This is a genomic window from Pseudomonas sp. CP-1 (assembly GCF_021213715.1).
Classification (GTDB): Bacteria; Pseudomonadota; Gammaproteobacteria; order Pseudomonadales; family Pseudomonadaceae; genus Pseudomonas; species Pseudomonas aeruginosa.
On sequence record NZ_JAJQKY010000002.1, the window covers coordinates 1 to 24354 of the forward strand.

Sequence of the window (24354 nt, forward strand, 5' to 3'; positions counted from 1 at the left end):
ACTCTACTAAGTTTGACGTGGTACTGAAATCGGGGGGCAGGTCACCTGCACCAAGTCGATATGTATGGACTCCGATGCATCGTGGTTGACCCACGACGTCATCCCTTCGCTATCCGTCGCGTCGACGGTGCTCCATCCGCCACTAGACCAAACCTTGACCTTGCGTCCGGCAACGGGCTTGCCTGTCTCTTGGTCTATCAGTTGAAAGCGCCCTGAGTACGGTGCCGTGTTACTGGGTAGTGGGGTTACAGGAATGAAAGGGGCGGGAGCGAATGCGTCACCGATAATGACCGTCCCAGAGCCGCCGATGATTACATTCCCGTGGGCCCCAACACTGCCCAGGGTGGCAGCAGGTTGACCATTCATGAACACCGTTGATGAAACTGCCGAGGCGATGGGGCTTCCACAAGCCGAGTTGTCGCCTTGACGTGCAGCAGCTAGGCCATCAAAGATGACGTTTGGAGAGCCTTGAACGATGGGGTTAGTGCCATGTCCGGGTAGTGGGCATGCCGTTGGGTCAGTTACGCGGGCGGCGGGTTTTCCACTCATGGTGCATATCCCTGCAAAGAGTGATTGGAGATGAAGGAGCTTGCCGTGCCACCCTGTCTGAGCTCTGCGGGCAGGGAGGAACCTGTACTCCTGGAAAGTCGCTCGCGAAATTAGCAGGAAAGAAGTGCGCAACATCTTGCTCAGATCAGGGCCAGACCGCGTAAGTACTGAGTTTTATGTGTATGTAACAAATTATTTCTTATGATATTAACCGGGGCTGGGGCAGTATCATTCTTGCAGCGGTGCACCCTCACCTTAGGATCCCGCCCAGAAAATAATCTAGTAAACGTCAGACATTGAAGAATTTGACTCCATTGGTTAGAAGAACGCCAACATAATGGCATCAGCCAATAAGCAGTCGCTATGCTGCTCAACAGATAACACAGGAAAACTTAATCAGTATGCAGAAGCGAAAGATCTACCCAGACATATTTAAGGTTGTCAGTCTATTGCTGTCCGGGGCAGCTGGTATAGGCGGGATATATGTTGGCCAGTCCATGAGCGCCTCGAATGAGGGGAATAAGGTTATTCGAGAAAAGCTAGAGGTGGCTTATGATAAGACCATGCTTTTACCTAAGCTTGCGCTTAACTTGAACTCGGCAGCTACTAACAAGCTTGATGCGAATAGCGTTGACTTTCACATGGCGATGTATTCAAGTGCATTTGAGAAATACCAAGATGAAATCCTGGCCATCAAGAAAATAAGTGATCTCTACGCTAATGACATTGCGGGCGAAGTAAAGAGCCTTTCCGAATGTGCCAAGGAGTTTTCCATTTATGCATCGACGCACTTGATTTTGGAAGCCCGTGATGCAGGGCGACCAACTATCTCCAAGCTGGTATCTTATTCTGATTCTGAGAAGATGCTGGAAAGAGACGAGTCATTGAATGAGACTGCCTATGCACGCCTTCGGTGCGAAAGCGCGACGCATGATTTGAGTGCATCAATAGCGCGTGTAATGAGAAAGCATATTTGAAAGTTCGCAAAAATCCGCATCGATCATTCGACCCGCTCGTGAGATCGGGCCAACCAGGAGGCATTCCTGTCCGATCAGCACTCCGGACTCGTTCCGGAGTTCCGCTTGTGTACTGCAAGCTCGATAGTGCCCGACCGGCAGGAAGCCAGGCGTTTCCTCCGGGCGCTCAAATACTGAGATCAAGCTGAATCCTGAGCCTACGCAACTCCGCCGGGACAAAATCAATTGGGAGGTCAGCCAGGAGGAGAAGTGACAGCGGCCTCCTGACCTGGCGTAGTACACGAAAATGCACCGGGTTCATGGTGCGATGAAGCCCGAGCAACGGGCGCTCACCTGTCTCAATGTTGGTCAAGAGAATCCCGGCAAGCTCAGCTATGCCTTCGGCACTGACAAGGTCATGCAGCCCACTGAACTCCCCTTGATCCTGTAGTGAACGCAGGTGATTGCAAACCAACTGTTCTACCCGCTGGGCGCCAAAGGCCGAGAGCACTGTCGACCACAGACACCGCTCTTGATTCCTCGTCATGTATCGCCCAAACCAAAAGGGCCGCTTACGCGGCCCTCTGGTCAACTCGAAACGAGTTTATTGCAGCCAAGCTTCGACAACGTCAGCGCCGTGCTCGGTTTTCCAAGCTTTCAGCACCTTGTGGTTGCCGCCCTTGGTTTCGACCACTTCACCTGTGTTCGGGTTTTTGTAGACCTTAACGGCGCGCTCGCGGCGAGCACCTTTCACCGGGGCCACAGAAGCCTTGCCAGCGTTCGGATCGAGCAGGGCGATCACGTTCCGCAGGGAGTAGTTGTACTCGGCGAGCAAGGCGCGGAGTTTGTTTTCAAACTCGATCTCTTTCTGAAGCTTTTGGTCGTTTTTGAGCGCTTCGAGGCGGGCGGTTTGCTCGGCAATTTGAGCTTCGAGGGCTTTGTATTCGGCAATGATAGACATAGTGAGTCCTACTTTTTGGAGATCAGTTTTTACTGCGTTCGCAGGCACTAAGCAAGGCACGCAGGTTTCTCTAGCGCGATTCCCTTTTAGCTTGAGAGTAGTCCTTCCCATCAACGGGTGGGAAGAAACCAAATCTTCCCATATTCCTATTTTTCGAGAAATGGTAATAGGTCACGCTAGGGATCAGGGATACGTCAGGCTCTTGGTTATCGAAGATGATTATCTGCCGATCTTTGTAGTTTTCGGCAACATCGCTATAGAACGAATACACCATGTCTCCAGCAATCTTGTCAGCCTCGCTTTGCTCTTCGCCACGGTCTTGGTCGGCCTGTTTGTAAGTGGTAAGAGGCGAGTCAAGTACTACAAAACCAGGGTGTCGACCCAGTGGGGCAAGGTGTTGCATGAGGCCAATGACAAACGACGAAAAGCCGATGGCGCGATAACCCTTTCCGAAGTGTGGTCTTCTCTTGCCAGCGATCACCAAGTCTCGTTTCTTCGTGTCGAACTCAGTTGGCTTGTGGTTAGGAAAGTCCCAGCGCGCCAAAACACTTTCTACGGCTGCGGACAGTTGCTTGATTTCGCTGTCGAAGTCTGGAATTGCGTAATCATCTTGCTTCTCATCGAGCTTTTCTTTGAGTAGATCCAGCTCATGGGCAAGCTCGTCGAAGGAACTGGCTTTATGTCGGAGTGCCAGGATTTTTCGCTTCAGCTCGTTGCAGTTATCTCTAATACCATTCACTGCGTCCAGCACATCAGTAAAGGACATTGAAAGTTTCTGTTCAACATTGAAAAGAATATCCTTCAGGCTGTTGATTGAGGTTTGTTCAGTAGAAATCGTATTGCCTAGGTCTGCGAGTGCAACCGTCAGCTCGTTCAGGTGAAAGTCAATTTTTGCCCTTTCGGCCTCTACAGCAGGCAGGATATCTGTAGGGGAGTTCTCTAAGTGCTCATGGGGAACTTTGCTGCCACAGGTTGGACATAAAACTTCCTCGTATAGCTCAAGCAGGCCAGAGGCCTCGCTTATGCCTAAAAGACGTTCCGCATCAGAGCGATATTTTCCTTGCAGTGCGACAAGCCTATCCATCAGTCCTTGGTTTTCTGCAAGAGTTTCAACTGCCGCCGAAAGATTGATCGATATTGATTGCTTGAAGTTCAATAGGTGATCATTTTCGGAGATCAGGGCGTTAAGCTCCCGCTCTCTGAGTTCGAGGAGCGTTTCTTGTGCTTCTAGGTTCTCTTCAAGTTCATCAATCTCGGTCTCCAACGGCACCCTTCCTTCAGGGTAAAGCCGCTCCAACAAGTACTCGACGGTGGAGACCTTTTGTTTCAGGGTGGATTTGGACGCCAAGTCTTTCTTGATCGACGCGACCTCGGAGTCATCCACCCCGGTTAGTAAGGTGCGCAGCAGCGACAGTTCTGACGTGGCCTCATTATTCTGCCCCGTCCCGAGGGGCGAGTATTCAGCCACAATCCTCGTCTCATCGATAACGAATACCTTCTCCAGGTTTCGTAGAGACAGCGAGGTGGTGGTTAACTTTTCCTTTCCTTGGAGAAGTTTCTTATCACTTAAGGAAATCTTGTCTAGGAAGTAGTTCGATAAATTGTTGAGGTCGCCAAACTGATGCTTCGTTTTGAGCTTGCGAGGCGAGCAACCTGGCTCATATAGAAATATGGGCGCCTTTTCGCTCAGTTCCCGCGTTAAGGTGAAGCCAGAGCCATCGTCATGCTCGAACTGAACGGTCAGTGTGGTGTAGCCGGCAGATTCATCGATAGGCTTGGGAGGCTCTTCGGCGCCAAGAATAAATTTTATGCACTGGACGACGTAGGACTTCCCGGTATCGGATGCGCCCACGACTATGTTGGCGCCACGCTCAAAAAATAGTGCAGAGGAAACTTTGTTCTCGCCGCTGACAGTCAGGCTGCGAATAATCATCTGTAGCGAACCCTTGTGGTAAACAAGCTTTTCTGCTCTTCAAACAGCTCATCAATGTTGTTCTCGATCCACGAGAGATTTTGAATAAGCTTTTTGTAGTAAGAGGATTTCAGCGCGCTTGTGTAGTAAATCGCCTTGTCGGTGGCCTTGTACATGATGCCATCACGACCAATGCTGGTCGTGATTATGCCCTTGGATATAAAGTAAGCCAGTGTGGCGGGAAGTGTTTCTCTTCGCTTGATAATCTCGGCAAAATGATTGGGAAGAGGAGGATGAACATTGGCTACGCCGTTGAACTCTTTGGAGTAGATTAATACATAATCGAAGAAAGCAAGCTGATCCAGGTTGAGCTCTATGTTTTCAATATTGGTCAGAATCAGCGCTATGCGAGTGCCGACCTCAACTGTGCCATTGAAGATTTCGACTGGGAGAGTCATTTTTTTACCCACCGAAAAACCTGGTCATTGACGATGTGGTGACATAGCCCTTTTTTGTCTTGAATTTTTATAAAGGGGTGGAGCGGATGGGAGCTGTACTGGGCAAGAGCCGATATCTCACAAGTCTTTAAGTAGCGCGCATAGCCGTCGATGTATTGCTGGTTCACGGTGGCAGATATGGCCTCGTGGCACTCTTCTTTCAAATCACTGAAGTAGCCGCTGGGCAACCAGTCTCTGGAGAACCGCTCCAGGGACTCGGCGGCGTAGAAGTTATTGCGAGCGCTTTTTAGTTCAGTCTTGAAGTCTGGATAGTTGGCGATAGAGGAAAGGTCAATGACTTCTCCCTTTTTATCGGAAAAAGCTTCAAGCAGAGCCGCTGTATAAATGTGCTCTGATGCCGCAATGGCTTCAGGGGCTTTGGGTATTTCAGGCCTTCTTCTGTTGTAGAATCCGAAGCGCAGCGCATGGAAAGGGGTTTTGCTGTGCAGTTCGATCAACGCCAGCGGAGGAATATCGTCGAAGATCGAGAAGTCAATGGTGTCGATATGTGCAAGAAATTCTGAATCCAGTTCGATGATTTTGGATTTGGTGATTTTGCTAGCGCATGTTTTATCCCATCGGCTCAAAAGCTCAGACTTCAGCTTCTGAGGGTCGTGGAGAGCTTTGATGAGGTTGGTGCCACAGCCCTTGGGCGTTACAAAGTAGTAGCGCTCTGGAAGCAGGTATTCGCCGATGTAGGTGTAATAGCAAATCTTGCCTATCTCTAGGACGGCATCCTCAACACTCAGCTTTTCTTTATAATGTTTGCACTGGTAATTGTTCCACCCGCTCGCGGTATAGGCGATTACGTCACGTCCCATATCCCCGCCGCCACCACATTTGGTGACCTTTCGGTACTGCTCCTTGAGGTAGTGCACTAACTCAAGCGTGAAATCCTCCCAGTCGTCGGAGGACATTATTAACAGCCTGTCCAGCACGGGAACGGGAGCCCCCACTTGGACATCCAGGGCCGTTGCTGAAAAATCAGCTGGCTTTGGTGGAGGGATTTCGCTCTCAATCATTTCGAGCCCCTTCTGGACAGGGCGTTAGTATTTCTTGGACACATAAAACAGCCCGTTCCTTTCCTCAAGCTGATTTCCGGTGGCGATCAGTATTGAATCCAGCGCCAAGTCCCAAGGGATATTCTCCAGCGCTAGACTTATTGTCCCTTCCACGTCATTCGAAACGACGAAGTTCTTGCCTGCAAAGTCCGCGATCAACTGGACGGCAGATCGCACGTCAATATCCAGCAGTCTGATTGATATCGCCTCGCCAGTGAATTTTCTGTCTGCAACGATATGTTCTTTGGCCAGATGGACAATGATCTTGGGCTTCAGGGAGAACAGTGAGATCTGATCTGATGCCCCAAGCTGAACAACGCGGTGTTCTTGTTGATATCGGTCGGCCTTGACTGTGACGCCGTAGCGGCCTTGGTTGAGGCACATGCCGTTATAGAAGGGCTTGTCGAGCTCAGTGATGTCGACTTTGGCGTCAAATGGATAGGCCTCAACCCGCAGGGCGACCTGGCCATTGGGGCACGAGGAGTGGCGGGGGCCAACCTCTAGACCGGCTATGGAAAGAATGCTTTGAAAGGCCGCAATTCCCGCCGTAAAGCCAGTGACTATTAGTCCAAGGGATTTCAGGGATTCGGGGAATTGCATGGTGATATCCGTATCGGCGAGATGAAGCCTTATAACCTGCGTGGTCAATTAGAGGCAATGTCAACTTGCCGGTACTAGTGGCAAGTACGTGCAGGGAAGCTCTGGCGTTGAATCCACGGGCCGCCTCCTTTGGCTGATTCCTCGGGGCATGAGGGCTTAAATCGTCAAGGGGCGCGGGGTGGATGAGTGGTGACCCGGTGCTTTGGGGGCGCAGTTAGGTCATCACCTTGACGGTATAAGTTTTACGACAGCGTTAGTGGGTAAAGTGGGCGTCTGCCTCAGCGATATACTGTGCAGCTTGATATGGAGCCAACATGATCCAGCTGCCCATCGATGCCGCCATCCCCTCTCTGCGCCAGGCCCTGACAGGCCACGACTCCGTCGTATTACAAGCGCCGCCTGGTGCCGGAAAGACCACACGCGTTCCCCTCGCGCTGCTGAACGAGTCATGGTTGGCCGATCAGGGCATCCTGATGCTCCAGCCTCGCCGGGTGGCTGCACGTGCCGCTGCTGAGCGGATGGCCAGTGAGCTGGGCGAGAAGGTGGGTGAGACCGTTGGTTACCGTATTCGCCTGGAGAGTCGGGTCGGCCCGAGTACGCGGATCGAGGTCGTCACTGAAGGGATCCTTGCGCGCCGGCTCCAGGATGACCCTTCGCTGGAGGGGGTTGGTCTCGTCATATTCGATGAATTCCACCTTCGGAGCTTGGACTCTGATTTGGCCCTCGCGCTATGCCTGAATGGCCGTGAGCTGTTCCGTGATGACCAGCCACTGAAGCTTCTAGTGATGTCGGCGACCTTGGAAGGCGCGCGCCTTTCGAGTCTCCTGGAGGATGCTCCGGTCGTGACCAGTGAGGGACGGATGTTCCCCGTCGACACTGTATGGGGTCAGCCCTACCAGACTGGTGAGTACATCGAGCCCAAGGTTGTCCGAGCCTGCCTTGATGCTGTCCACGATCAACAAGGCAGCATTCTGGTCTTCCTGCCCGGCCAGGCCGAAATCCGCCGCGTGCATCAGGAGCTCAGCGACAAACTCGCGGGGCGTGATGACCTTCTGTTGTGTGCCCTGCATGGCGAGCTGGATCTGAGTGCCCAGCGCGCGGCTATCGAACCGGCGCCACCGGGCAAGCGCAAGATCGTGCTGGCGACGAACATTGCTGAGACGAGCTTGACCATTGAGGGTGTGCGCGTAGTGATCGACTCCGGTCTGGAGCGGGTGCCACGGTTTGACCCGTCAAGCGGAATGACCCGCCTCGCGACACAACGCATATCCCAGGCCAGTGCCGCTCAGCGTGCTGGCCGTGCTGGTCGCTTGGAGCCGGGCATTTGTTATCGGCTTTGGTCTCAAACTCAACATGAGCAGATGGCGGCCTATGGCGCCCCGGAAATTCACCAGGCCGACTTGGCGGCTCTGGCGCTGCAATTGGCGCGCTGGGGTGTTACGCCTGATCAATTGAGATGGCTCGATATGCCACCCGCAGCTCCCTTTACCCAGGCGCGAGATCTGTTGGGCCGGTTGGGGGCTTTGGAGGCGGATGGTCGTTTGAGTTCGCATGGCCAGGCGATGGCAGAGGTGCCTGCGCATCCGCGTATTGCTCACTTGCTGCTGCGTGGGCATGCGCTTGGGCTCGGGGCGCTCGCTTGCGATGTGGCGGCGCTCCTAGGTGAGCGTGATGTGCTGCCTGGTGGTGGGGCTGATCTGCACAGTAGGCTCGCGATGCTGGAGGGTAGCCAGCGTATGCCGCGTCATGCGCAGGGGGCGGCACAAAGGATTAAGCAGCTGGCTCGTCAGTATCGGAGTTACCAACGCGGAAGCGTTACCGAGGCAGTGGCTGATCCCGAGCATCCTCGTTGGCTTGGCTGTCTATTGGCGCTGGCCTACCCCGACCGGGTGGCTCAACAGCGCCGAGCTGGAGGCGGTGAGTACCGACTCGCCAATGGGCGTGCGGCCATATTCACTGAGCCTGATGCGCTGATGAAGCACTCCTGGTTGGTAGTGGCGGAGCTGGGTAGCCGTCAGGGCCAACGTGAAGAGCGCATCTACCTCGCGACCGACCTCGATCCTTCGTTGTTCGAAAACGTACTCGCAGAGCAGGTAACGGTCGTCGACGAGCTCGACTGGGATGATCGTGCTGGAGCCTTGGTCGCTGAGCGGCAGCGCAAGGTGGGTGAGCTGGTGTTGAGCCGCGAGCCGCTCAAGGAGCTCGATGCGGATGCTCGTAGTCGTGCGCTTCTGGGGCTTGTTAGGAAGAAAGGGTTGGAATTGCTGCCTTGGACGTCTGAGCTGCGCCAATGGCAGGCGCGCGTGGCGCTGCTGCGTGAGCTGGATATGGCGCAGCAAGGGCAAAGTAAGTGGCCGTGTTTTCGTGATGACACGTTGCTCGCAACTTTGGAGGAGTGGCTGCTTCCGTATTTGAACAACGTCAGCCGGTTGAGTCATTTCAGCCTGTTAGACCTCGGCTCCATTCTGCGCGGCGCGCTTCCTTGGCCTCTTCCGCAGGAACTGGATGAATTGGCTCCCACCCACATCAAAGTGCCGTCAGGTTCGTCGATCAAATTGGACTACAGCGAGTCTCCGCCAGTGCTGGCCGTGCGGCTTCAGGAGATGTTCGGGCTGGCGGATACCCCTCGTATTGCCGGTGGCAAACTGCCGATCAAACTGCACCTCCTTTCGCCGGCAAGGCGACCTGTCCAAGTGACCCAAGATCTCGCGAACTTCTGGCGCAGCACCTACCTTGAAGTGAAGAAGGATCTGAAGGGCCGATACCCGAAGCACTGGTGGCCCGACGATCCGATGGAGGCGGAGCCTACGGCTCGGGCGAAGCCGAGGGGGAGTTGAGGGATGCAGGGGCTGGGCTGTTTTGGAGGTAGGTGTGCTTGCTCCAGCCCTCCGCGTGGCTAGAGGGGGCTCAGTGATCATGGGTTCTAAGGTTGTCGGCAGTTTTATTCTCAGTTCTTCTCCAGGTAGTCCTGAAAACTAAGCCTGTCCTCCTTTTTAATAAAGGGATGTGAGAAGTGGAAGCAATAGTCTTCGGCCTTGGACTGACGAGCTGGAGGGTTTACGAACTGGACGTCGTACTTCTTCAAAATTTCGAAGGTGGGTTCGTCCTCATAAGGGTTGCCGATTCTGTCGTGAAAGAACAGTTGATAGAGCAGTATCCAATACTGGTCGAGTTCATAGAGCGTGCTGCTTTGAACTAACTCGTTCGCAAAGGCTACCGCAGTATCTACACCAGCATCGAAGCCGCTTAACAATGTAATCGCAGCGGCGTCACCGCTCTCGATCACTAGAGCAATGTTTTCGGGTGACGGATAGGATTTCAGTTGCTTCAAGTAATACAAAGCCCAGCACATACCATCTGAGCGACGGTGCAAAGCATTCACTTCGAGGATCTTGTCGAATTTTTCAACCACCAGGTCGGTGTCATAGTATTCCGAGGTCACATCGATCTTCTCAAGCAATGGCAAGAGTATCGGGTAGTGCCAGCTTAAGTTGAGGGCGTAGTCAAACACTGTTGCGGCAGTGCTGCCTTGGGCTCTATGGCAAATTAGGCCGGCTGCAAGTTTGAGTACGCTGCCGTCAGGCTCCGCCCTGTTTAAGTGGACGGCATAATCCAAGAAATTGATTGCGTCGTGGGTGTAAAGCGTTAAGGCGCCGCTTGAGTCATTTTTCCAAGGCAAGGCGTTGTGTAGCTGTGTGGCCCATGAGTCTACTAATGGCTCGGGGAGTTCGGTGATTTTTGTTTTACTGAGGTTCAACGATAGGCGGTAGCGCGAGAGCGCGATATTGAGGGAGCGAATGAAATCCTGCGCTTCCAAATGTGTAGTGCAATAGGCTGTATAGTCATCAATGTACCGCACAAAGCGGAATTTACCCGCTAACTCCCGGTCTACGGCTGCCAGAATGATTTCAACTGCGATGCTTGATGAGGCGGGACCAATGGGAAGGCCCGAGGTCTCATTGCGCTTTGCATTACGGAGTACAGCGTCGAGTTCAGAGCTCCAGTGTTTTTCTCCTTTCTTGACGCGAAGCCGCTCCTTGGCCTCCGCATAACCTTGGATCGCCCATTCCAGAGAATGTGTGTAAATAGAGCCAAAGCAATTTGCTACATCAGCGTGTGCTCTGAAGCCTGCCGCGAAGCTTAACTCTAATGTGCTCTTTGTTCTGGTTTCATGGTCGTCATAATTCATGATGAAGATTCGGCCATCATTATGCTGTTCAGCGGTGACGGCGCTGTTCTTATCTTTCATCAGTCTTGTTACTTCCTCCCTGTGCTCTTTTAGTTTTACATATATCCTAGAGTAGGCCAGGGGGTGGATAAGGCTTAATGTCCTGGGGACATTGTTAAAGCGAGTCGCTCGGAACTCTACTAGATCGAACCAATAAGTTGTCCGCTCCTTGCTGAGTTTTATCTTGGATAGCTCTTCAGCGACTTCAGGTGTAAAGCGGCTGGAAGAGAAGCAAGGAGGGAGCTCTGGGGTGGAGTCCTTTTGATTTGGAAAGTAATTCCAGCGAGTTAATGCTTCTAGGAAATGCCTTTCTTTGCTTTGAAAGATCGCGACATTTGATGCGGGGCTGGTGAATTCTTTCACGGAATTTAAATCTCCCTTGATGATTTTGGTATTGTTATTGTTTAGCAGTATCGAATTTCAGATGTATTTTATGGGGCTAGCCAGCTTTCTTCCCTGATCATACTTCTGGTAGCCCAGGTGGTCGATAGATCTACTTGGTTGCTTTTATTTAGCCCTGCTAGAAGGATGGTCGGCTTGAGATAGCAGCTGCTGGAGCCACCGTAGGGCAATCGAGGAAATTGAAGTGGCCGCTACAGGAGTGATCAGGGGTAGTCGCGGTGACGGTGTGTCAATATTGGCCGGACGACCCGCTGGTGGCCGAGGCCACTGCCCGGGCCAAGCCACGCAAGTAGTCGACGGCGCTCAGAGCACCCGGGTCAGGTCGTCGTCGAGGAAGTGCCGGAAACTCAGGCGCTGGCCGTCGGCGAAGTCGAAGTGGCTGTCCAGGGTCGGGCCGTTGAGGACGAACTCCAGGGCCAGCAGGCGCACACCGACCAGGCCGCGCTGCCGGCCGAGGTCGTGCAGGCGGTACTCGCCCGGGCCTTCGTCGTTCTCGCAGGGCCGCGGCGCTTCGCCGCTGCGCCAGAACACCGTCTCGCCCTCGAAGTAGAGGCGATACCAGCGTTGCTCGAACTGCAGGTAGACCACGTTCACCGGATCGGCCGGACGGCCTTCCCACCACCATTCCTGGATCAGCAGCGACTGGCAGACCTGTCCGCGCAGGGCGGGCTGTTCGCCGTTGATCGTGCAGCAGGGGATGGCGGTATGCATCGGGCTCCTCCTCCGGGGTCGGTTCACAGCAGGGACAGGTCGGCGCCGTCGCTCCGCAACTGGTCGTAGGCCTGGTCCAGGCGGTCGCGCAGCGCTTCGGCGCCGGGAATGTGGCGCGAGACGATCATCCGCAGCGGCAGGCGGTACAGTTCCTGGCTTGCCAACGCCTGGCGGCTGGCCGCTTCCACCGGCGCCTGGTAGTCGAGCAGGTAGTCGCCGCGCCCGAGTTCGAGCATGCGCAAGGCAGCGTGGTGGGTGCCGGTGCGGTACAGGCGCAGGTGCAGGTTGGGGTCCTGGATGAAGTCGGTGACCGGTTTCCAGTAGCTGTAGCCGCTGATCAGGATCAGCCGGCGTCCGGCCAGGTCCTGGGGAACCCGCGGTGCCGGCTGGTGCGCCGGGTAGTACAGGTGCAGGCTGACGTGGCCGAGCACGCGCCGCGCCTGGAGGGTGTCGGCGGCCAGCTCCGGCTTGGCCGCGCCGGCCCACAGCGCCACGCTGCCATCCTGCAGCCCCAGGTACAGGCGCGCGCTGGGCAGGGCGCGGAACGCCGGACGATAGCCGGCCCGCTCCAGCAGCAGGCGGACCAGGCGGGCGCCGGAACCGGCGGCGTGGCCATCCCGGGCGGTATAGATGTAGGGGGGGAATTCGTAGTAGCCGACGTTCAACGACGGCCTTGCGTCCTGCGCATGGAGCTGCGGGGCGGCCAGCAGGGCGAACGCCAGCAGCGCGAGCAGGGGCGTTGTGGTGCGTAGGGGCATGGTGTGCGGCCTTGCCGTTTTTTGTTGTTATGAATGGGGGCGAAGCATGCGGCGCGCCGGGCCGCTTGTCCAGCCCGGCGCGCGCCCGGTCAATGGGGCAGCAGGAAGCGCGCGGCGAGCGGCAGGTGGTTGGAGATCTGCAGCGTATCGCTGCGCCGGACCCGGGCATCGAGACGGGTCAGCGAGGGGCTGTGGAACAGGTAGTCGAGGGTCCGATCCGGCCCCTGGACCCGTGGGTCGTTGGGGAAGTGCGTGTACCAGCGAACCTGGTCGACGCCACTGGCCTCTTCCAGCGACGGCACCATCGGGAAGCGCCCGCTCAGGATGGCCAGTTCGCTGTCTTCCCGGTAGGGCGCGCGCAGCGGCGCCAGCAGGTAGGGATACTGGCCGGGCGGCAGCAGGTTGAGGTCGCCGCCGAGCAGCCAGGGCGTGCGCCTGGCCTGCAGTTCGTCGAGCAGCGTACGGGTGGTCTCGACCTGGCGCTCGAGGGTGTCGTCGTTCGCCTGCGGGCGGTCGAAGCGGGCGTTGAGCACGGCCAGCTCGCCGCCGCCGTCGATCGGCAGGTGGCTGACCAGGATCGCCGGGCGCGGCCCGAACAGGCGGTCGAACAGCCCGCCGTCGCGTGGCGGCAACTGGCGCCGCTCGGCGCTATCGATGCGATAGCGGCTCAGGGTGGCCTGCTTGCGGCCGACGCTGCCGAAGATGTGCGGCGTCGGCACGAAGGCCGACTTCCACTCGTAGGCCTGGGCGCTGCAATGGTAGAGATCGTTGATGCGCTCCTGGATCAGCGCCAGTTGGTCCTGATCGTCGGTGGCGCTGGAGCCGTCGTCGATCTCCTGGAGCAGGACCAGGTCCGGCTGCTCGTCGCGGATCACCCGGACCACCTCGTCGAGGGTGAACGCCAGGTCTTCGGCGGTGGGACGCTGGTCCGGGCCGGTGGCATCCGGCAGGTCGTCCCAGAAGACGTAGCGCTTGCCGGCCAGGTACTGGATGTTCCAGGTCATCACCTTCAGGGCCTGCCCCGGCTTCAGCGCCGGCGCGGCGCCCTGGCAATGCAGGGGCGCGGCTTCGCGATCGGCGGGTTGCCAGCTCAGCAGGTAGCTGGCGAGCAGGGCACCGCCGACCAGCAGGAGCAGGCCGACGAACAGCAGGTTGCGTAGACGGGGCAGTGACATCGCAATCGAGACTATGCTGGAAAGGACCAGAGCATAGAGCTTGCCGCCGCGCATTTCACCCTTGCCGGTCGAATTGACGCAAGGGTTCGCGTTTTTTCGAGCGGGAGGGTATCGCATGCCGCGCAAGGTATTCAGCAGCCAGGCCTACCGCCACAAGGTGGTGCTGGTCAGTGGTGGTTGTTCCGGCATCGGTCGCGCGCTGGCGCTGCGTTTCGCCCGGGCCGGTGCGCGACTGGCGATCCTCGACCTCGACCAGGCGGCGCTGGACAGCCTGGTCCAGCACCTGCGCGACCACCTCGGCGGCGAGGCGCTCGGCCTGCGCTGCGACGTCGCCGACGCCGATGCGGTGGAGCGTGCCGTGGCGCTGGCGTTGGAGCGCTTCGGCGGCATCGACGTGCTGGTCAACAACGCCGGCATCACCCACCGCGGTACCTTCGCCGAAACCGGCCTGGGGGTTTTCCGCAAGGTCATGGCGGTGAACTTCTTCGGCGCCGTGCATTGCACCCGCGCGGCGCTGCCGAGCCTGCTCGAACGGCGCGGGCAGATCGTCGTGCTCGGTTCGCTGACCGGTTTCGCCCCGTTGCTCTACCGCAGCGCCTACAACGCCAGCAAGCATGCCTTGCACGGTCTGTTCGATACCCTGCGGATGGAGCTGGAAGGCACCGGCGTCAGCGTGACCCTGGCCTGCCCGGGATTCACCGCCACCGACCTGCGCAAGAACGCGCTGGTCGGCGATGGCTCGGTGACTCGCCAGCCGGTGCAAGTGCTGGGCAGCCAGGTGGCATCGCCGGTGGAGGTCGCCGAGGCGATCTTCCAGGGCGCCGCGCGGCGCCGGCGCCTGCTGGTGCTGTCCAACGTCAACTGGCGGGCGCGGCTGCTGGCGCGCTTCTTTCCGCGTCTCTTCGAAAAGCTGCTGGTGCCGCGCCTGTCGGGACTCAAGCCGCAACCCTGACGGTGCTCAGTGGGCGTGGTCGTGGGCGTCGAAGCCCTGGCTCATGTCCCAGTAGGAGGCCTCGACCTTGTGCCCGTCGAGGTCGCGGATGAAACACCCGTAGTAGGGCTCGCCGTAAAGCGGACGCGGGCCCGGCGCGCCCTCGTCGTTTGCGCCGGCGGCCAGGGCCGCGGCGTGGAAGGCGTCGACCTGGGCCTTGCTGTCGGCGAAGAAGCCGACGTGGCTGCCGTTGCCGACGCTGGCGGGACGGCCGTCGATCGGCGCCTGCACCCAGAACTCCGGATAGAGCTTGCCGTAGGCTACGGCGCCGGGGTATTCGAGGATCACCTTGCAGCCGAGGGCGGCCATCACCGTGTCGTAGAAGGCTCGGGCACGGGGAAAGTCGTTGGTGCCGATGGACAGGTGGGAAATGCAGCTGGGGTTGGCCGATTCGTCGCTCATGGTCCGTTCCTCGAGGCAGGGCTCGTCAAGCATAGGCCAGCGCGGCGAATCGGCGCGCGGCGCCGTTCACATCCCGTTGCGTGGCGCCGGACCGAGGCTGTAGATGCGGAAGGCGACGATGGTCAATAGCAGCTGGAAGAACCCGCTGAGCGTATGCAGGGCGACCCGCAGCACGACGGCGTCGCCGGCCGAATCGGCGAGCCAGGCTTCCAGGCTCCAGACCGGCAGCAGGATCACCAGCGAACAGGCGAGGATCAGGAAGAATCGCCCACGGGTGAACTCGAAGCTTTCCCGCAGCGCCTGCAGCGGACTACGGCCGCGCAGCACCAGGCAGAATTCGGCGAAGGCCAGCTTCACCATGACGAAGATGCCCGGCAGGATCAGCAGCGACAGGCCGAGCACGATCAGCAGCGAAGTCAGCGCCGCGAGTAGCGCGAAGGCTGGCCACAGGCGCAGCGCGGCGCTCCACAGCTGGCCGACGCGAGGCCGCTCGTCGCGCCCGCGCGCGTCCATGAACAGGATCAGGGCTGCGGTGTAGAGCGGGTAGAAGAGCAGTCCGGCGACCAGGCTCCAGGCGCCCATCTGCTGGGGGCCGACGGCTTCGTCGATCTGCTGCTGGAGCAGGCTTTCGAGGAATATCCAGGGCAGGCAGAGCGGCACCAGGGTGGTCAGGTGGCGGGTGAAGAAGAACCAGGCGTCACGCAGCGGCAGCAGAGGATTCATCGCGGGTCGGCAGATCGGATACGAGCCCGCGACTCTAACCCAGCCGGCCGCCGAGGCCAACGCCTGGCGGCCGCCGTTGCCGTTCAGGCCGCTTCGCGAGCCTGGGCCTGCTCCAGTTCGCGGACCAGCGGCAACACGTGCTTGCCGAAATACTCCACTTCTTCGTGGAAGTGCAGGAAGGCCGACAGCACCAGGTCGACCCCGGCCGCCTTCAGCGCGACGATGCGCTCGGCGATCTGCCGTGGCGTGCCGATCAGGTTGGTCTTGAAGCCGTCGTTGTACTGCACCAGGTCTTCGAAGGTGGATTTGGCCCAGTTGCCATCGCCCTCCGGCGAGGCCTTGCCGGCCTGTTTCACCGCGTCGCCGAAGGCGTTCACCGCCTCGTAGTCGGCCTTGGCGATGATCTCGTCGAGCACCGCCCGCGCTTCCTCCTCGGTGTCGCGGGCAATGATGAAGGCGTTCACTCCGACCTTGACCGAATGGCCGTTGGCCGCCGCCTTGGCGCGGATGTCCTCGACCTGGGCGCGGATGCCGTCGATGCTGTTGCCGTTGGTGAAGTACCAGTCGGACACGCGCGAGGCCATGTCCCGCGCCGCCCGCGAGCTGCCGCCCTGGAAGATTTCCGGGTGCGGCTGCTGGATCGGCTTGGGTTTCAGGGTGTAGTCGTGGAAACGATAGAAATCGCCCTTGAAGGTGAAGTTTTCCTCGGTCCAGATGCCTTTCAGCACGCGGATGAACTCTTCGGAGCGCCGATAGCGTTCGTCGTGCTCCAGCCAGGGTTCGCCGATGCCGGTGAACTCTCCCTTGAACCAGCCGCTGACGATGTTCACCGCGACCCGGCCATTGGTCAGTTGGTCGATCGTCGCCAGTTGCTTGGCCACCACCGCAGGATGCCAGGGGCCAGGCAGGATCGCCGCGATCACCTTGAGCTTCTCGGTGGCCGCCAGCAGGGCGTGGCTGATGGCCACCGACTCGTGCTGGTACTCGGCGCCGTAGCCGGCGGTGAAGCGGATCTGCGAGAGGGCGTAGTCGAAGCCGTTGCGTTCCGCCAACTGGGCCAGCTTGCGGTTGTAGTCGATGTCCCAGCTGGTGCGCTGCTCGATCTTGCTCACCACCAGGCCGCCGCTGACGTTGGGGACCCAGTAGGCGAAGCGGATCGGCTGTTGCTCTTGGCTCATCGGGGGTATCTCCGGGTAGGGGCGTGGTCCGGTGTCTATGAAGGAACCGTGCCATCCCGGATTCATGTTTTCGAATCAATGGCTTATGGGGGATATGGCGGAGGCGGCCTGTCTTCTGCCGGACAGCCCTGTTGTCCCGCTGTTGCCCGGCAGACAGTCAGGCCGGCAAGCGCTGCAACAGTTCGGCGGCGCGCAGTACCACGGCGTACTCGCCGTGCAGGTTGGCCAACGCCATCGCATGTACCTCGTCGGCGCTGCGCGGGGTGCCATGGAAATCGGGCTTGGCGAAGGTGAAGCAGGCGTCGGCCACTACCCAGGTCTGGAAGCCGAGGTTGCCGGCGCTGCGTGCGCTGGCTTCCACCGAGTTCTCCGTGGCTACCCCGACGAGCGCCACCTGGCGGATGTTGCGGACATGGAGCCAGCGTTGCAGGCCGCTGTTGATGAAGGCGTCGGGAACGTTCTTCTCGAACACCGCCTCGTCGTCGCGCGGCGCCAGCGCTGGCTGGAACTCCACGCCGGGCTGGCCGGGCGCGAAGGGCGAGCCGGGCTGCCGGGAAATGTGCCGGACGTGCACCACCGGCCAGCCGGCGGCGCGCCAGGCGGCAAGCAGTTCGACGATGCGCGCCTCGGCGCCGGGATTGTTGCGCGGCGGCAGGTCGTCGCGCTGCATGCCGCGTTGCAGGTCGACGATCAGCAGGGCGACCTGGGGCCGTGCGGAGCGCTGGGCGTGGTCATTCATCGGGAATTCACCGGAGGAACTTGAGATCGTGCAGGGTGCTCCAATATTTCCCTTTGGTGCAATCCATCCTTCCTTCTCGAAATGCAGTCGAGGCGTGCGATGAAATCCGATGAGAAAACCCTGATCGACGGCCTGTTCAGCCGCCTGCGCGAGGCCGAGGGGCAGTCCGCTCCGCGTGACGCCGAGGCCGAGGCGCAGATCAACCAGCACCTGGTGCGGCAGCCGGCGGCGCCGTACTACATGGCGCAGGTGGTGCTGATCCAGGAAGCCGCGCTGAAGCGCCTCGACCAACGGGTGAAGGAGCTCGAGGCGCAGGTCGCCCAGTTGCAGCAGAGCCGTCCGAGCAGCGGCGGCTTCCTCTCCGGCCTGTTCGGCGGCGGCGCGCGCGACGAGCCGGCGCCGAGCCAATCGGGGCGCCCGGCGGGCTGGGGCGAGACGCGTTTCTCCAATCCGGCGGTGGCGGCCGGCGACATGCGTCCGGGTATGGCGCCCGCCGCGGCGGCCGCGCCTTCGCGGGCCAGCGGTTTTCTCGGCGGCGCGTTGCAGACGGCCGCCGGGGTCGCTGGCGGGATGCTGGTGGCCGACCTGCTCACCGGCATGTTCCGCCACAGCCAACCGCAGGAAATCGTCGAGGTGATCCAGGACGTCCCGGTGGATAACCTCGACGCCAGTCAGTTTGCCGATCCCGAGCCGGCGACCGAGCGTTTCGCCGATAGCGACTATCCCACCGACGGCGGTTTCGCCGATGGCGATTTCAGCGATAGCGACTTCAACGACGACTCCAGCTTCCTCGGCGACGACGATTTGTTCACCTGACCGTTAGGGTTGCGGGCCGTGGGCTGCGATAATGGTGGCCCACTGCCGTCGTTCCGGAGTTCCCCTTGAGTCGTCCCGAGTCGCCCGCGGCGAAGAAGATCGCTGTCTTCGCCGATGTGCAGAACCTCTACTACACCGTGCGCCAGGCCTACGGCTGCCATCTCAACTACGCCGCCCTGTGGGCAGACATCGCTCGCGGCGGGAGCATCGTCGAGGCCTATGCCTACGCCATCGACCGCGGCGACCCGCGTCAGCAGCAGTTCCAGCAGATTCTGCGCAACCTCGGTTTCACGGTGAAGCTGAAGCCCTACATCCAGCGTGCCGACGGCTCGGCCAAGGGGGACTGGGATGTCGGCATCACCATCGACGTACTGGATGCCGCGCCACGGGTGGACGAAGTGGTGCTGCTGTCCGGTGACGGCGACTTCGATCTGCTGCTGGAGAAGGTCATCCGCGCCCACGGCGTCGTGGCTACGGCCTACGGGGTGCCTGGCCTGACCGCCAACGCGCTGATCCGAGCGGCGTCGCGCTACGTGCCGATCGAGGGCGGACTGCTGCTCAAGGGCTGACCGGCCGCGCTCCAGAGGACGATGGGAGACGGCGAATCCGCTAGAATGCCGTCCGTTTCCTTTTTTCCGAGTCGCTCATGACGTTCGCTTCCCTCGGTCTGCTCGACCCCCTGCTCAAGGCCCTCGAAGGGCTCGGCCACGGCACGCCTACGCCGATCCAGGCCCAAGCCATACCCCCGGCGCTCAAGGGCCGCGACCTGCTCGCCGCAGCACAGACCGGCACCGGCAAGACCGCCGGTTTCGCCCTGCCGTTGCTGCAGCGGCTGACCCTAGAGGGGCCGCAGGTCGCTGCGAACTCGGTGCGCGCACTGGTCCTGGTTCCGACCCGCGAACTGGCCGAGCAGGTCCACGCCAGCGTCCGCGACTACGGCCAGCACCTGCCGCTGCGTACCGCGGTGGCCTACGGTGGGGTCAGCATCAACCCGCAGATGATGAAGCTGCGCAAGGGAGTGGATATCCTCGTCGCCACTCCCGGGCGGCTGCTCGACCTGTATCGGCAGAACGCGGTGAAGTTCGCCCAGCTCCAGGCGTTGGTGCTGGACGAAGCCGATCGCATGCTCGACCTCGGTTTCGCCCGCGAGCTGGACGAACTGTTCGCCGCGCTGCCGCGCAAGCGCCAGACCCTGCTGTTTTCCGCGACCTTCTCCGACGCCATCCGCACGCTGGCCCGTGAACTGCTGCGCGACCCGCTGTCCATCGAGGTCAGTCCGCGCAATACCGCGGCGAAGAGCGTCAGGCAATGGCTGGTGCCGGTGGACAAGAAGCGCAAGGCCGAGCTGTTCTGCCACCTGTTGCAGGCCAATCGCTGGCGCCAGGCGCTGGTCTTCGCCAAGACCCGCAAGAGCGTCGAGGAACTGGTCGGACTGTTGCAGCGGCAGGGTATCGCCGCCGACTCGATCCATGGCGACAAGCCGCAGCCGGCGCGGCTGCGCGCCTTGCAGCGGTTCAAGGCCGGCGAGGTAGACCTGCTGGTAGCCACCGACGTGGCCGCGCGTGGCCTGGATATCGAGGAAATGCCGCTGGTGGTCAACTTCGACCTGCCGATCGTCGCCGAGGACTACGTGCATCGCATCGGCCGTACCGGCCGTGCCGGTGCCTCCGGCCAGGCGGTGTCGCTGGTCTGCGCCGACGAAGTGGAGCTGCTGGCGGCGATCGAGACACTGATCGGGCAGACCCTGCAGCGCCGCGAGGAGCCCGACTTCGAGCCGGAGCACCGGGTGCCGCAGACCGCACCGGGCGGCGTGGTGCTGAAGAAACCGAAGAAACCGAAGAAACCCAAGGCCGCGGAGAGCGCCGGCAAGCCCGGCAAGATCCACTTGGGCAGTTGGTTCGACAGCAGCGCGCCGACGGTCAAGGCGGTGCGCAAGGCGCCGGGCTTCGGCGCGGGCGCGGCGGGCAAGCCGAAGAAGCGGCCGTCCGGCAAATAGCGAGGCGCTGGCGTACCGGTCTCTAGCGCCTGCCGCGCAACCAGGCCAGCGCGCCGAGTCCGGCCACGCGCCCGCTGGCGAAGCAGGCGGTCAACAGGTAGCCGCCGGTGGGCGCCTCCCAGTCGAGCATTTCCCCGACGCAGAACACGCCGGGCAAGCCAGCGAGCATCAGGTTGCGGTCGAGCGCCTCGAAGCGCACGCCGCCGGCGCTGCTGATCGCCTCGTCCAGCGGACGCGGGCGCAGCAGCGTCAGCGGCAGGCGCTTGATCGCCACCGCCAGGCGGGCCGGCTCGGCATAGGTGGCGGCGGGGGTGAGTTCACGCAGGAGGCCGGCCCGAACCCCATCGATGCCCAACTGGCTGCGCAGGTGATTGGCCATCGACCTGGAGCCGCGCGGGCGAGCCAGGGCTGCCTCGATCTGCTCGCGACGCCTGTTCGGCAACAGGTCCAGCCATACTTCGGCCGATCCCTGTGCCTCGATCCGTTCGCGGATGGCGGCGGAGAGGGCATAGACCAGGCTGCCCTCGATACCGTCGCGGGTCACGACGAATTCGCCCTGGCGCGGCGTTTCGCCCGCCAGTCCCATGGCCACCGGTTTGACCGGAGCGCCGGAGAACTTGTCGCGAAACAGCTCGCTCCAGCCGCCGATCTCGAAACCGCAATTGCTTGGCCGCAGGGGCTCGACCTCGACGCCGCGGGCCCGCAGCAGGGGCACCCAGGCGCCGTCGGAGCCCAGGCGCTGCCAACTGCCGCCACCGAGCGCCAGGATCACGGCGTCGGCCCGTATCGACAGGCGCTCGGCGGCGCTCTGGATGTCCAGCGTACCGTCCGCGTTCCAGCCCAGCCAACGGCAGCGGGTATGGATGAGCACGCCTTGCTCGCGCAGGCGCTTGAGCCAGGCACGGAGCAACGGCGCGGCCTTCATGTCGGAGGGGAACACCCGGCCGGAACTGCCGACGAAGGTGTCGATACCCAGGCCGTGGATCCAGGCGCGCAACGCATCCGCGTCGAATTCGCCGAGCAGTGCGGCGATTTCCTTCTGGCGCCTGCCATAGCGGCCGAGGAATTGTTCCCTGGCCTCGGCATGGGTGATGTTCATGCCGCCGACGCCCGCGAGGAGGAATTTCCGGCCGACCGAGGGCATGGCGTCGAACACTTCCGTGCGTACGCCCGCCTGGCTCAGGACCTCCGCGGCCATCAGGCCTGCGGGACCGCCGCCGACGATGGCGACCTGGGGGGAAGGGGAGGATGCTTGACTGGGCATGTGGACGACGAGCGAGACCTGGGGAAACCGGCGTGCAGTGTAACCGAGGCGAAGACCGCCTCCGAGCCTTGTCGATGCCACCTGGTCCGCTCGCCGTGCGCCTGGTCAGGAACTGATCAACCGTCGGGAGGCCAGGCACGATGCGCTGCACGGAGCGTTTTTCGCACCTTATCCACAGGCGGTTCCACATGCTTTGTGGAAATCCGCCGATGCTCGTCGCGTGGCAGGAACGACTTCCGGTCGCGCTTGCCCGAAGGTGCCTAGGCCTGGGCTTCGACAGCGAAGCGCCAGGTCAGTGGATCAGCGAATTGCGCTTGGCGAACTCTGCGAGGTCGACCAGCGAACCCAGGCCGAGCTTCTGCAGCAGGCGGGTCTTGTAGGTGCTGACGGTCTTGTTGCTGAGGAACAGCTTCTCGCCGATGGCCTTGTTCGAATAGCCCATGGCGAGATGCTGGAGGACGATCATCTCGCGGTCGGAGAGCAGGCCGATAAGCTCGCTTTCGGAAATGCGCTCCGGCGGGGTGCCGAGGGTATCGAACGTGAGCGAAGGAAAGAACGTGTAGCCAGCGATCACGGCGTTCAGGGCGTTGATCAGGTTGTTCAGGTCTTCTTCCTTGTTGACGAACCCACGGGCGCCGACCTGGATACAGCGCTTGCAGAACGCCTCTGCGGATTGTGAAGTGAGTACCAGCACCTGGGTGCGCAGTTCCAGCGACTTGATCCGCGAGATCACGGTCAGGCCGTCGAGCTTGGGAATGCCGATGTCGAGAATCACCACGTCCGGTTCGTGCTCCCGGACCAACTGGATGGCATCCACGCCATTGTCCGTCTCGGCCACCACCTGCAAACCATGCTTTTCCAGCAGGACGCGCACGGCGAGGCGGATGACGGGGTGGTCGTCGACGATCAGGACGGTATGCATAAATTCGATTTACCTTGAGGGACCGGGGCAGGGTCGGGATTCGATTTCCCGGGCGCTGCCGCCGGTGGTCATCCATGTTGGGCGCTAGGCCGAGATCGCCGTCCAGAATAGCCTGTTGAGGCGGGGCGATTCGGTTTTTCATGTGGAACCATGCTAATCCAACCGAACCTCCAAATCAGTAGGAAAATTCCCACAAAACATGGGGACTTGTCCCATAGGTCTAGTAAGGGAAACACAGCAGTATATCGCCGGTATTTCCTGGAAACCCTGTGTGGACCGTGATGAATGATTTGAATGTTCTGGTGTTGGAGGATGAGCCTTTTCAGCGCCTGGTAGCCGTCACAGCCCTGAAGAAAGTGGTGCCCGGATCGATCCTCGAGGCGGCGGACGGCAAGGAGGCGGTGGCGATCCTGGAGTCCTGCGGACACGTCGACATCGCCATCTGCGACCTGCAGATGAGCGGCATGGACGGCCTGGCGTTCCTTCGCCACGCAAGCCTGAGCGGCAAGGTCCATTCGGTGATCCTCAGCAGCGAGGTGGATCCCATCCTGCGCCAGGCCACCATTTCGATGATCGAGTGCCTGGGCCTCAATTTTCTCGGCGACCTCGGCAAGCCATTCAGCCTGGAGCGGATCACCGCCCTGTTGACCCGCTACAACGCTCGTCGCCAGGACCTGCCGCGACAGATCGAAGTCGCCGAGCTGCCCTCCGTGGCGGACGTGGTGCGCGGCCTCGACAACGGCGAGTTCGAAGCCTACTACCAGCCCAAGGTGGCCCTGGATGGCGGCGGCCTGATCGGCGCCGAGGTCCTGGCACGCTGGAACCACCCGCATCTCGGCGTATTGCCGCCGTCGCATTTCCTCTATGTGATGGAAACCTACAACCTGGTCGACAAGCTGTTCTGGCAACTGTTCAGCCAGGGTCTGGCGACGCGCAGGAAGCTGGCGCAGTTGGGGCAGCCGATCAACCTGGCGTTCAACGTCCATCCTTCGCAACTGGGTTCGCGTGCGCTGGCCGAGAACATCTCGGCGTTGCTGACCGAGTTCCACCTGCCGCCCAGTTCGGTGATGTTCGAGATCACCGAGACCGGGTTGATCAGCGCTCCTGCCAGCAGCCTGGAGAACCTCGTGCGTCTGCGGATCATGGGCTGCGGCCTGGCGATGGACGATTTCGGCGCCGGCTATTCGTCCCTCGACCGGCTCTGCGAGTTTCCCTTCAGCCAGATCAAGCTGGACAGAACCTTCGTCCAGAAGATGAAGACCCAGCCCAGGAGTTGCGCCGTCATCAGCAGTGTCGTGGCGTTGGCGCAGGCGCTGGGAATTTCCCTGGTGGTGGAAGGGGTGGAGAGCGACGAACAACGGGTACGCCTGATCGAACTCGGTTGCTCCATAGCCCAGGGCTACCTGTTCGCCCGGCCGATGCCGGAACAGCACTTTCTCGACTATTGCTCCGGATCCTGACGCCGCCGCCCTGGCCTCGGCTGCCGCTAGCCGAACGCCGGGCCTCGCGCCGG

Annotated in this window: 23 protein-coding genes; 7 read left to right on the plus strand and 16 right to left on the minus strand. The window is 60.4% G+C overall.

The features are described from left to right. Nucleotides 1-6: 6 nt before the first annotated feature. Nucleotides 7-549, minus strand: coding sequence for a PAAR domain-containing protein (locus LT948_RS03870; protein WP_103119294.1), 543 nt, complete (start codon nucleotides 547-549; stop codon nucleotides 7-9). A gap of 401 nt (nucleotides 550-950) precedes the next feature. On the opposite strand from LT948_RS03870, the gene LT948_RS03875 reads away from it, so the two are divergent. Further along, the gene (locus LT948_RS03875) at nucleotides 951-1526 is read left to right on the plus strand and encodes a hypothetical protein (RefSeq protein WP_033995699.1); all 576 of its coding nucleotides are present in this window, start codon (nucleotides 951-953) and stop codon (nucleotides 1524-1526) included. Between the two features lie 583 nt (nucleotides 1527-2109). Here LT948_RS03875 and LT948_RS03880 read toward each other — a convergent pair. The 5 genes from LT948_RS03880 to LT948_RS03900 all read right to left on the minus strand — a co-directional run bounded on the left by LT948_RS03880 (nucleotide 2110) and on the right by LT948_RS03900 (nucleotide 6536). After that, nucleotides 2110-2466, minus strand: a complete 357-nt coding sequence (locus LT948_RS03880; protein ID WP_033995696.1) for a histone-like nucleoid-structuring protein, MvaT/MvaU family — start codon at nucleotides 2464-2466, stop codon at nucleotides 2110-2112. A 70-nt stretch (nucleotides 2467-2536) separates the two neighbouring features. After that, entirely contained in the window at nucleotides 2537-4399 is a 1863-nt protein-coding gene (locus LT948_RS03885) for an AAA family ATPase (protein WP_052150779.1), read from the minus strand. Continuing rightward, nucleotides 4396-4848, minus strand: a complete 453-nt coding sequence (locus LT948_RS03890; protein WP_124182268.1) for an ABC-three component system middle component 2 — start codon at nucleotides 4846-4848, stop codon at nucleotides 4396-4398. The genes LT948_RS03885 and LT948_RS03890 overlap by 4 nt, the downstream gene beginning before the upstream one ends. Next, a complete protein-coding gene (locus LT948_RS03895; protein WP_033995693.1) occupies nucleotides 4833-5897 on the minus strand; it encodes an ABC-three component system protein in 1065 nt (354 codons plus the stop codon). The genes LT948_RS03890 and LT948_RS03895 overlap by 16 nt, the downstream gene beginning before the upstream one ends. A 24-nt stretch (nucleotides 5898-5921) precedes the next feature. After that, on the minus strand, nucleotides 5922-6536 hold the full coding sequence (locus LT948_RS03900) for a hypothetical protein (protein ID WP_033995691.1): 615 nt from the start codon (nucleotides 6534-6536) through the stop codon (nucleotides 5922-5924). A 314-nt stretch (nucleotides 6537-6850) separates the two neighbouring features. On the opposite strand from LT948_RS03900, the gene hrpB reads away from it, so the two are divergent. Further along, on the plus strand, nucleotides 6851-9373 hold the full coding sequence (gene hrpB, locus LT948_RS03905; protein ID WP_033995689.1) for an ATP-dependent helicase HrpB: 2523 nt from the start codon (nucleotides 6851-6853) through the stop codon (nucleotides 9371-9373). A gap of 110 nt (nucleotides 9374-9483) precedes the next feature. Here the strand turns inward: hrpB and drt4 are convergent, their stop codons facing one another. The 4 genes from drt4 to LT948_RS03925 form a co-directional block, all read right to left on the minus strand. Continuing rightward, complete coding sequence (gene drt4, locus LT948_RS03910; protein ID WP_231280955.1) at nucleotides 9484-11127, minus strand: antiviral reverse transcriptase Drt4; 1644 nt, start codon at nucleotides 11125-11127, stop codon at nucleotides 9484-9486. A gap of 342 nt (nucleotides 11128-11469) precedes the next feature. Beyond that, nucleotides 11470-11877 carry a hypothetical protein gene (locus tag LT948_RS03915; protein WP_003093113.1) on the minus strand — a complete coding sequence of 136 codons (408 nt, stop codon included), beginning with the start codon at nucleotides 11875-11877 and terminating at the stop codon, nucleotides 11470-11472. A gap of 23 nt (nucleotides 11878-11900) precedes the next feature. Beyond that, a complete protein-coding gene (locus LT948_RS03920; RefSeq protein WP_065278637.1) occupies nucleotides 11901-12635 on the minus strand; it encodes a substrate-binding periplasmic protein in 735 nt (244 codons plus the stop codon). Between the two features lie 89 nt (nucleotides 12636-12724). Further along, the gene (locus tag LT948_RS03925; RefSeq protein WP_003106827.1) at nucleotides 12725-13864 is read right to left on the minus strand and encodes an endonuclease/exonuclease/phosphatase family protein; all 1140 of its coding nucleotides are present in this window, start codon (nucleotides 13862-13864) and stop codon (nucleotides 12725-12727) included. Between the two features lie 61 nt (nucleotides 13865-13925). Between LT948_RS03925 and LT948_RS03930 the strand changes: the two genes are divergently transcribed. After that, complete coding sequence (locus LT948_RS03930) at nucleotides 13926-14762, plus strand: SDR family oxidoreductase (RefSeq protein WP_031685386.1); 837 nt, start codon at nucleotides 13926-13928, stop codon at nucleotides 14760-14762. Nucleotides 14763-14768: 6 nt separating this feature from the next. On the opposite strand, the gene LT948_RS03935 is transcribed toward LT948_RS03930, so the two are convergent. The 4 genes from LT948_RS03935 to LT948_RS03950 all read right to left on the minus strand — a co-directional run bounded on the left by LT948_RS03935 (nucleotide 14769) and on the right by LT948_RS03950 (nucleotide 17843). Next, nucleotides 14769-15203: a VOC family protein gene (locus LT948_RS03935; protein WP_031635768.1), complete on the minus strand. Its 435-nt coding sequence runs from the start codon at nucleotides 15201-15203 to the stop codon at nucleotides 14769-14771. A 66-nt stretch (nucleotides 15204-15269) separates the two neighbouring features. Next, nucleotides 15270-15926, minus strand: coding sequence for a hypothetical protein (locus LT948_RS03940; RefSeq protein ID WP_003093108.1), 657 nt, complete (start codon nucleotides 15924-15926; stop codon nucleotides 15270-15272). 83 nt (nucleotides 15927-16009) lie between these two features. Beyond that, a complete protein-coding gene (gene sfnG, locus LT948_RS03945) occupies nucleotides 16010-17104 on the minus strand; it encodes a dimethylsulfone monooxygenase SfnG (protein WP_003093107.1) in 1095 nt (364 codons plus the stop codon). A gap of 157 nt (nucleotides 17105-17261) precedes the next feature. Then, complete coding sequence (locus LT948_RS03950; protein ID WP_065278638.1) at nucleotides 17262-17843, minus strand: cysteine hydrolase family protein; 582 nt, start codon at nucleotides 17841-17843, stop codon at nucleotides 17262-17264. Nucleotides 17844-17942: 99 nt separating this feature from the next. Between LT948_RS03950 and LT948_RS03955 the strand changes: the two genes are divergently transcribed. From LT948_RS03955 to LT948_RS03965, 3 genes are all read left to right on the plus strand, one after another. Next, nucleotides 17943-18659 (plus strand): DUF2076 domain-containing protein, encoded by a 717-nt coding sequence (locus LT948_RS03955; protein WP_023092455.1) that lies wholly within the window; start codon nucleotides 17943-17945, stop codon nucleotides 18657-18659. Nucleotides 18660-18724: 65 nt separating this feature from the next. Next, a complete protein-coding gene (locus LT948_RS03960; RefSeq protein WP_003093104.1) occupies nucleotides 18725-19228 on the plus strand; it encodes a LabA-like NYN domain-containing protein in 504 nt (167 codons plus the stop codon). 77 nt (nucleotides 19229-19305) lie between these two features. After that, a complete protein-coding gene (locus LT948_RS03965; protein WP_023092456.1) occupies nucleotides 19306-20655 on the plus strand; it encodes a DEAD/DEAH box helicase in 1350 nt (449 codons plus the stop codon). Nucleotides 20656-20677: 22 nt separating this feature from the next. Here LT948_RS03965 and LT948_RS03970 read toward each other — a convergent pair whose 3' ends face one another. Together LT948_RS03970 and LT948_RS03975 are read right to left on the minus strand one after the other, a co-directional pair. Continuing rightward, nucleotides 20678-21919: a TIGR03862 family flavoprotein gene (locus LT948_RS03970; protein ID WP_023092457.1), complete on the minus strand. Its 1242-nt coding sequence runs from the start codon at nucleotides 21917-21919 to the stop codon at nucleotides 20678-20680. A gap of 292 nt (nucleotides 21920-22211) precedes the next feature. Next, nucleotides 22212-22841, minus strand: a complete 630-nt coding sequence (locus LT948_RS03975; RefSeq protein WP_003093094.1) for a response regulator transcription factor — start codon at nucleotides 22839-22841, stop codon at nucleotides 22212-22214. A 281-nt stretch (nucleotides 22842-23122) separates the two neighbouring features. Between LT948_RS03975 and rocR the strand changes: the two genes are divergently transcribed. After that, complete coding sequence (gene rocR, locus LT948_RS03980) at nucleotides 23123-24301, plus strand: two-component system response regulator cyclic di-GMP-specific phosphodiesterase RocR (protein WP_003106013.1); 1179 nt, start codon at nucleotides 23123-23125, stop codon at nucleotides 24299-24301. Nucleotides 24302-24354: the final 53 nt, after the last annotated feature.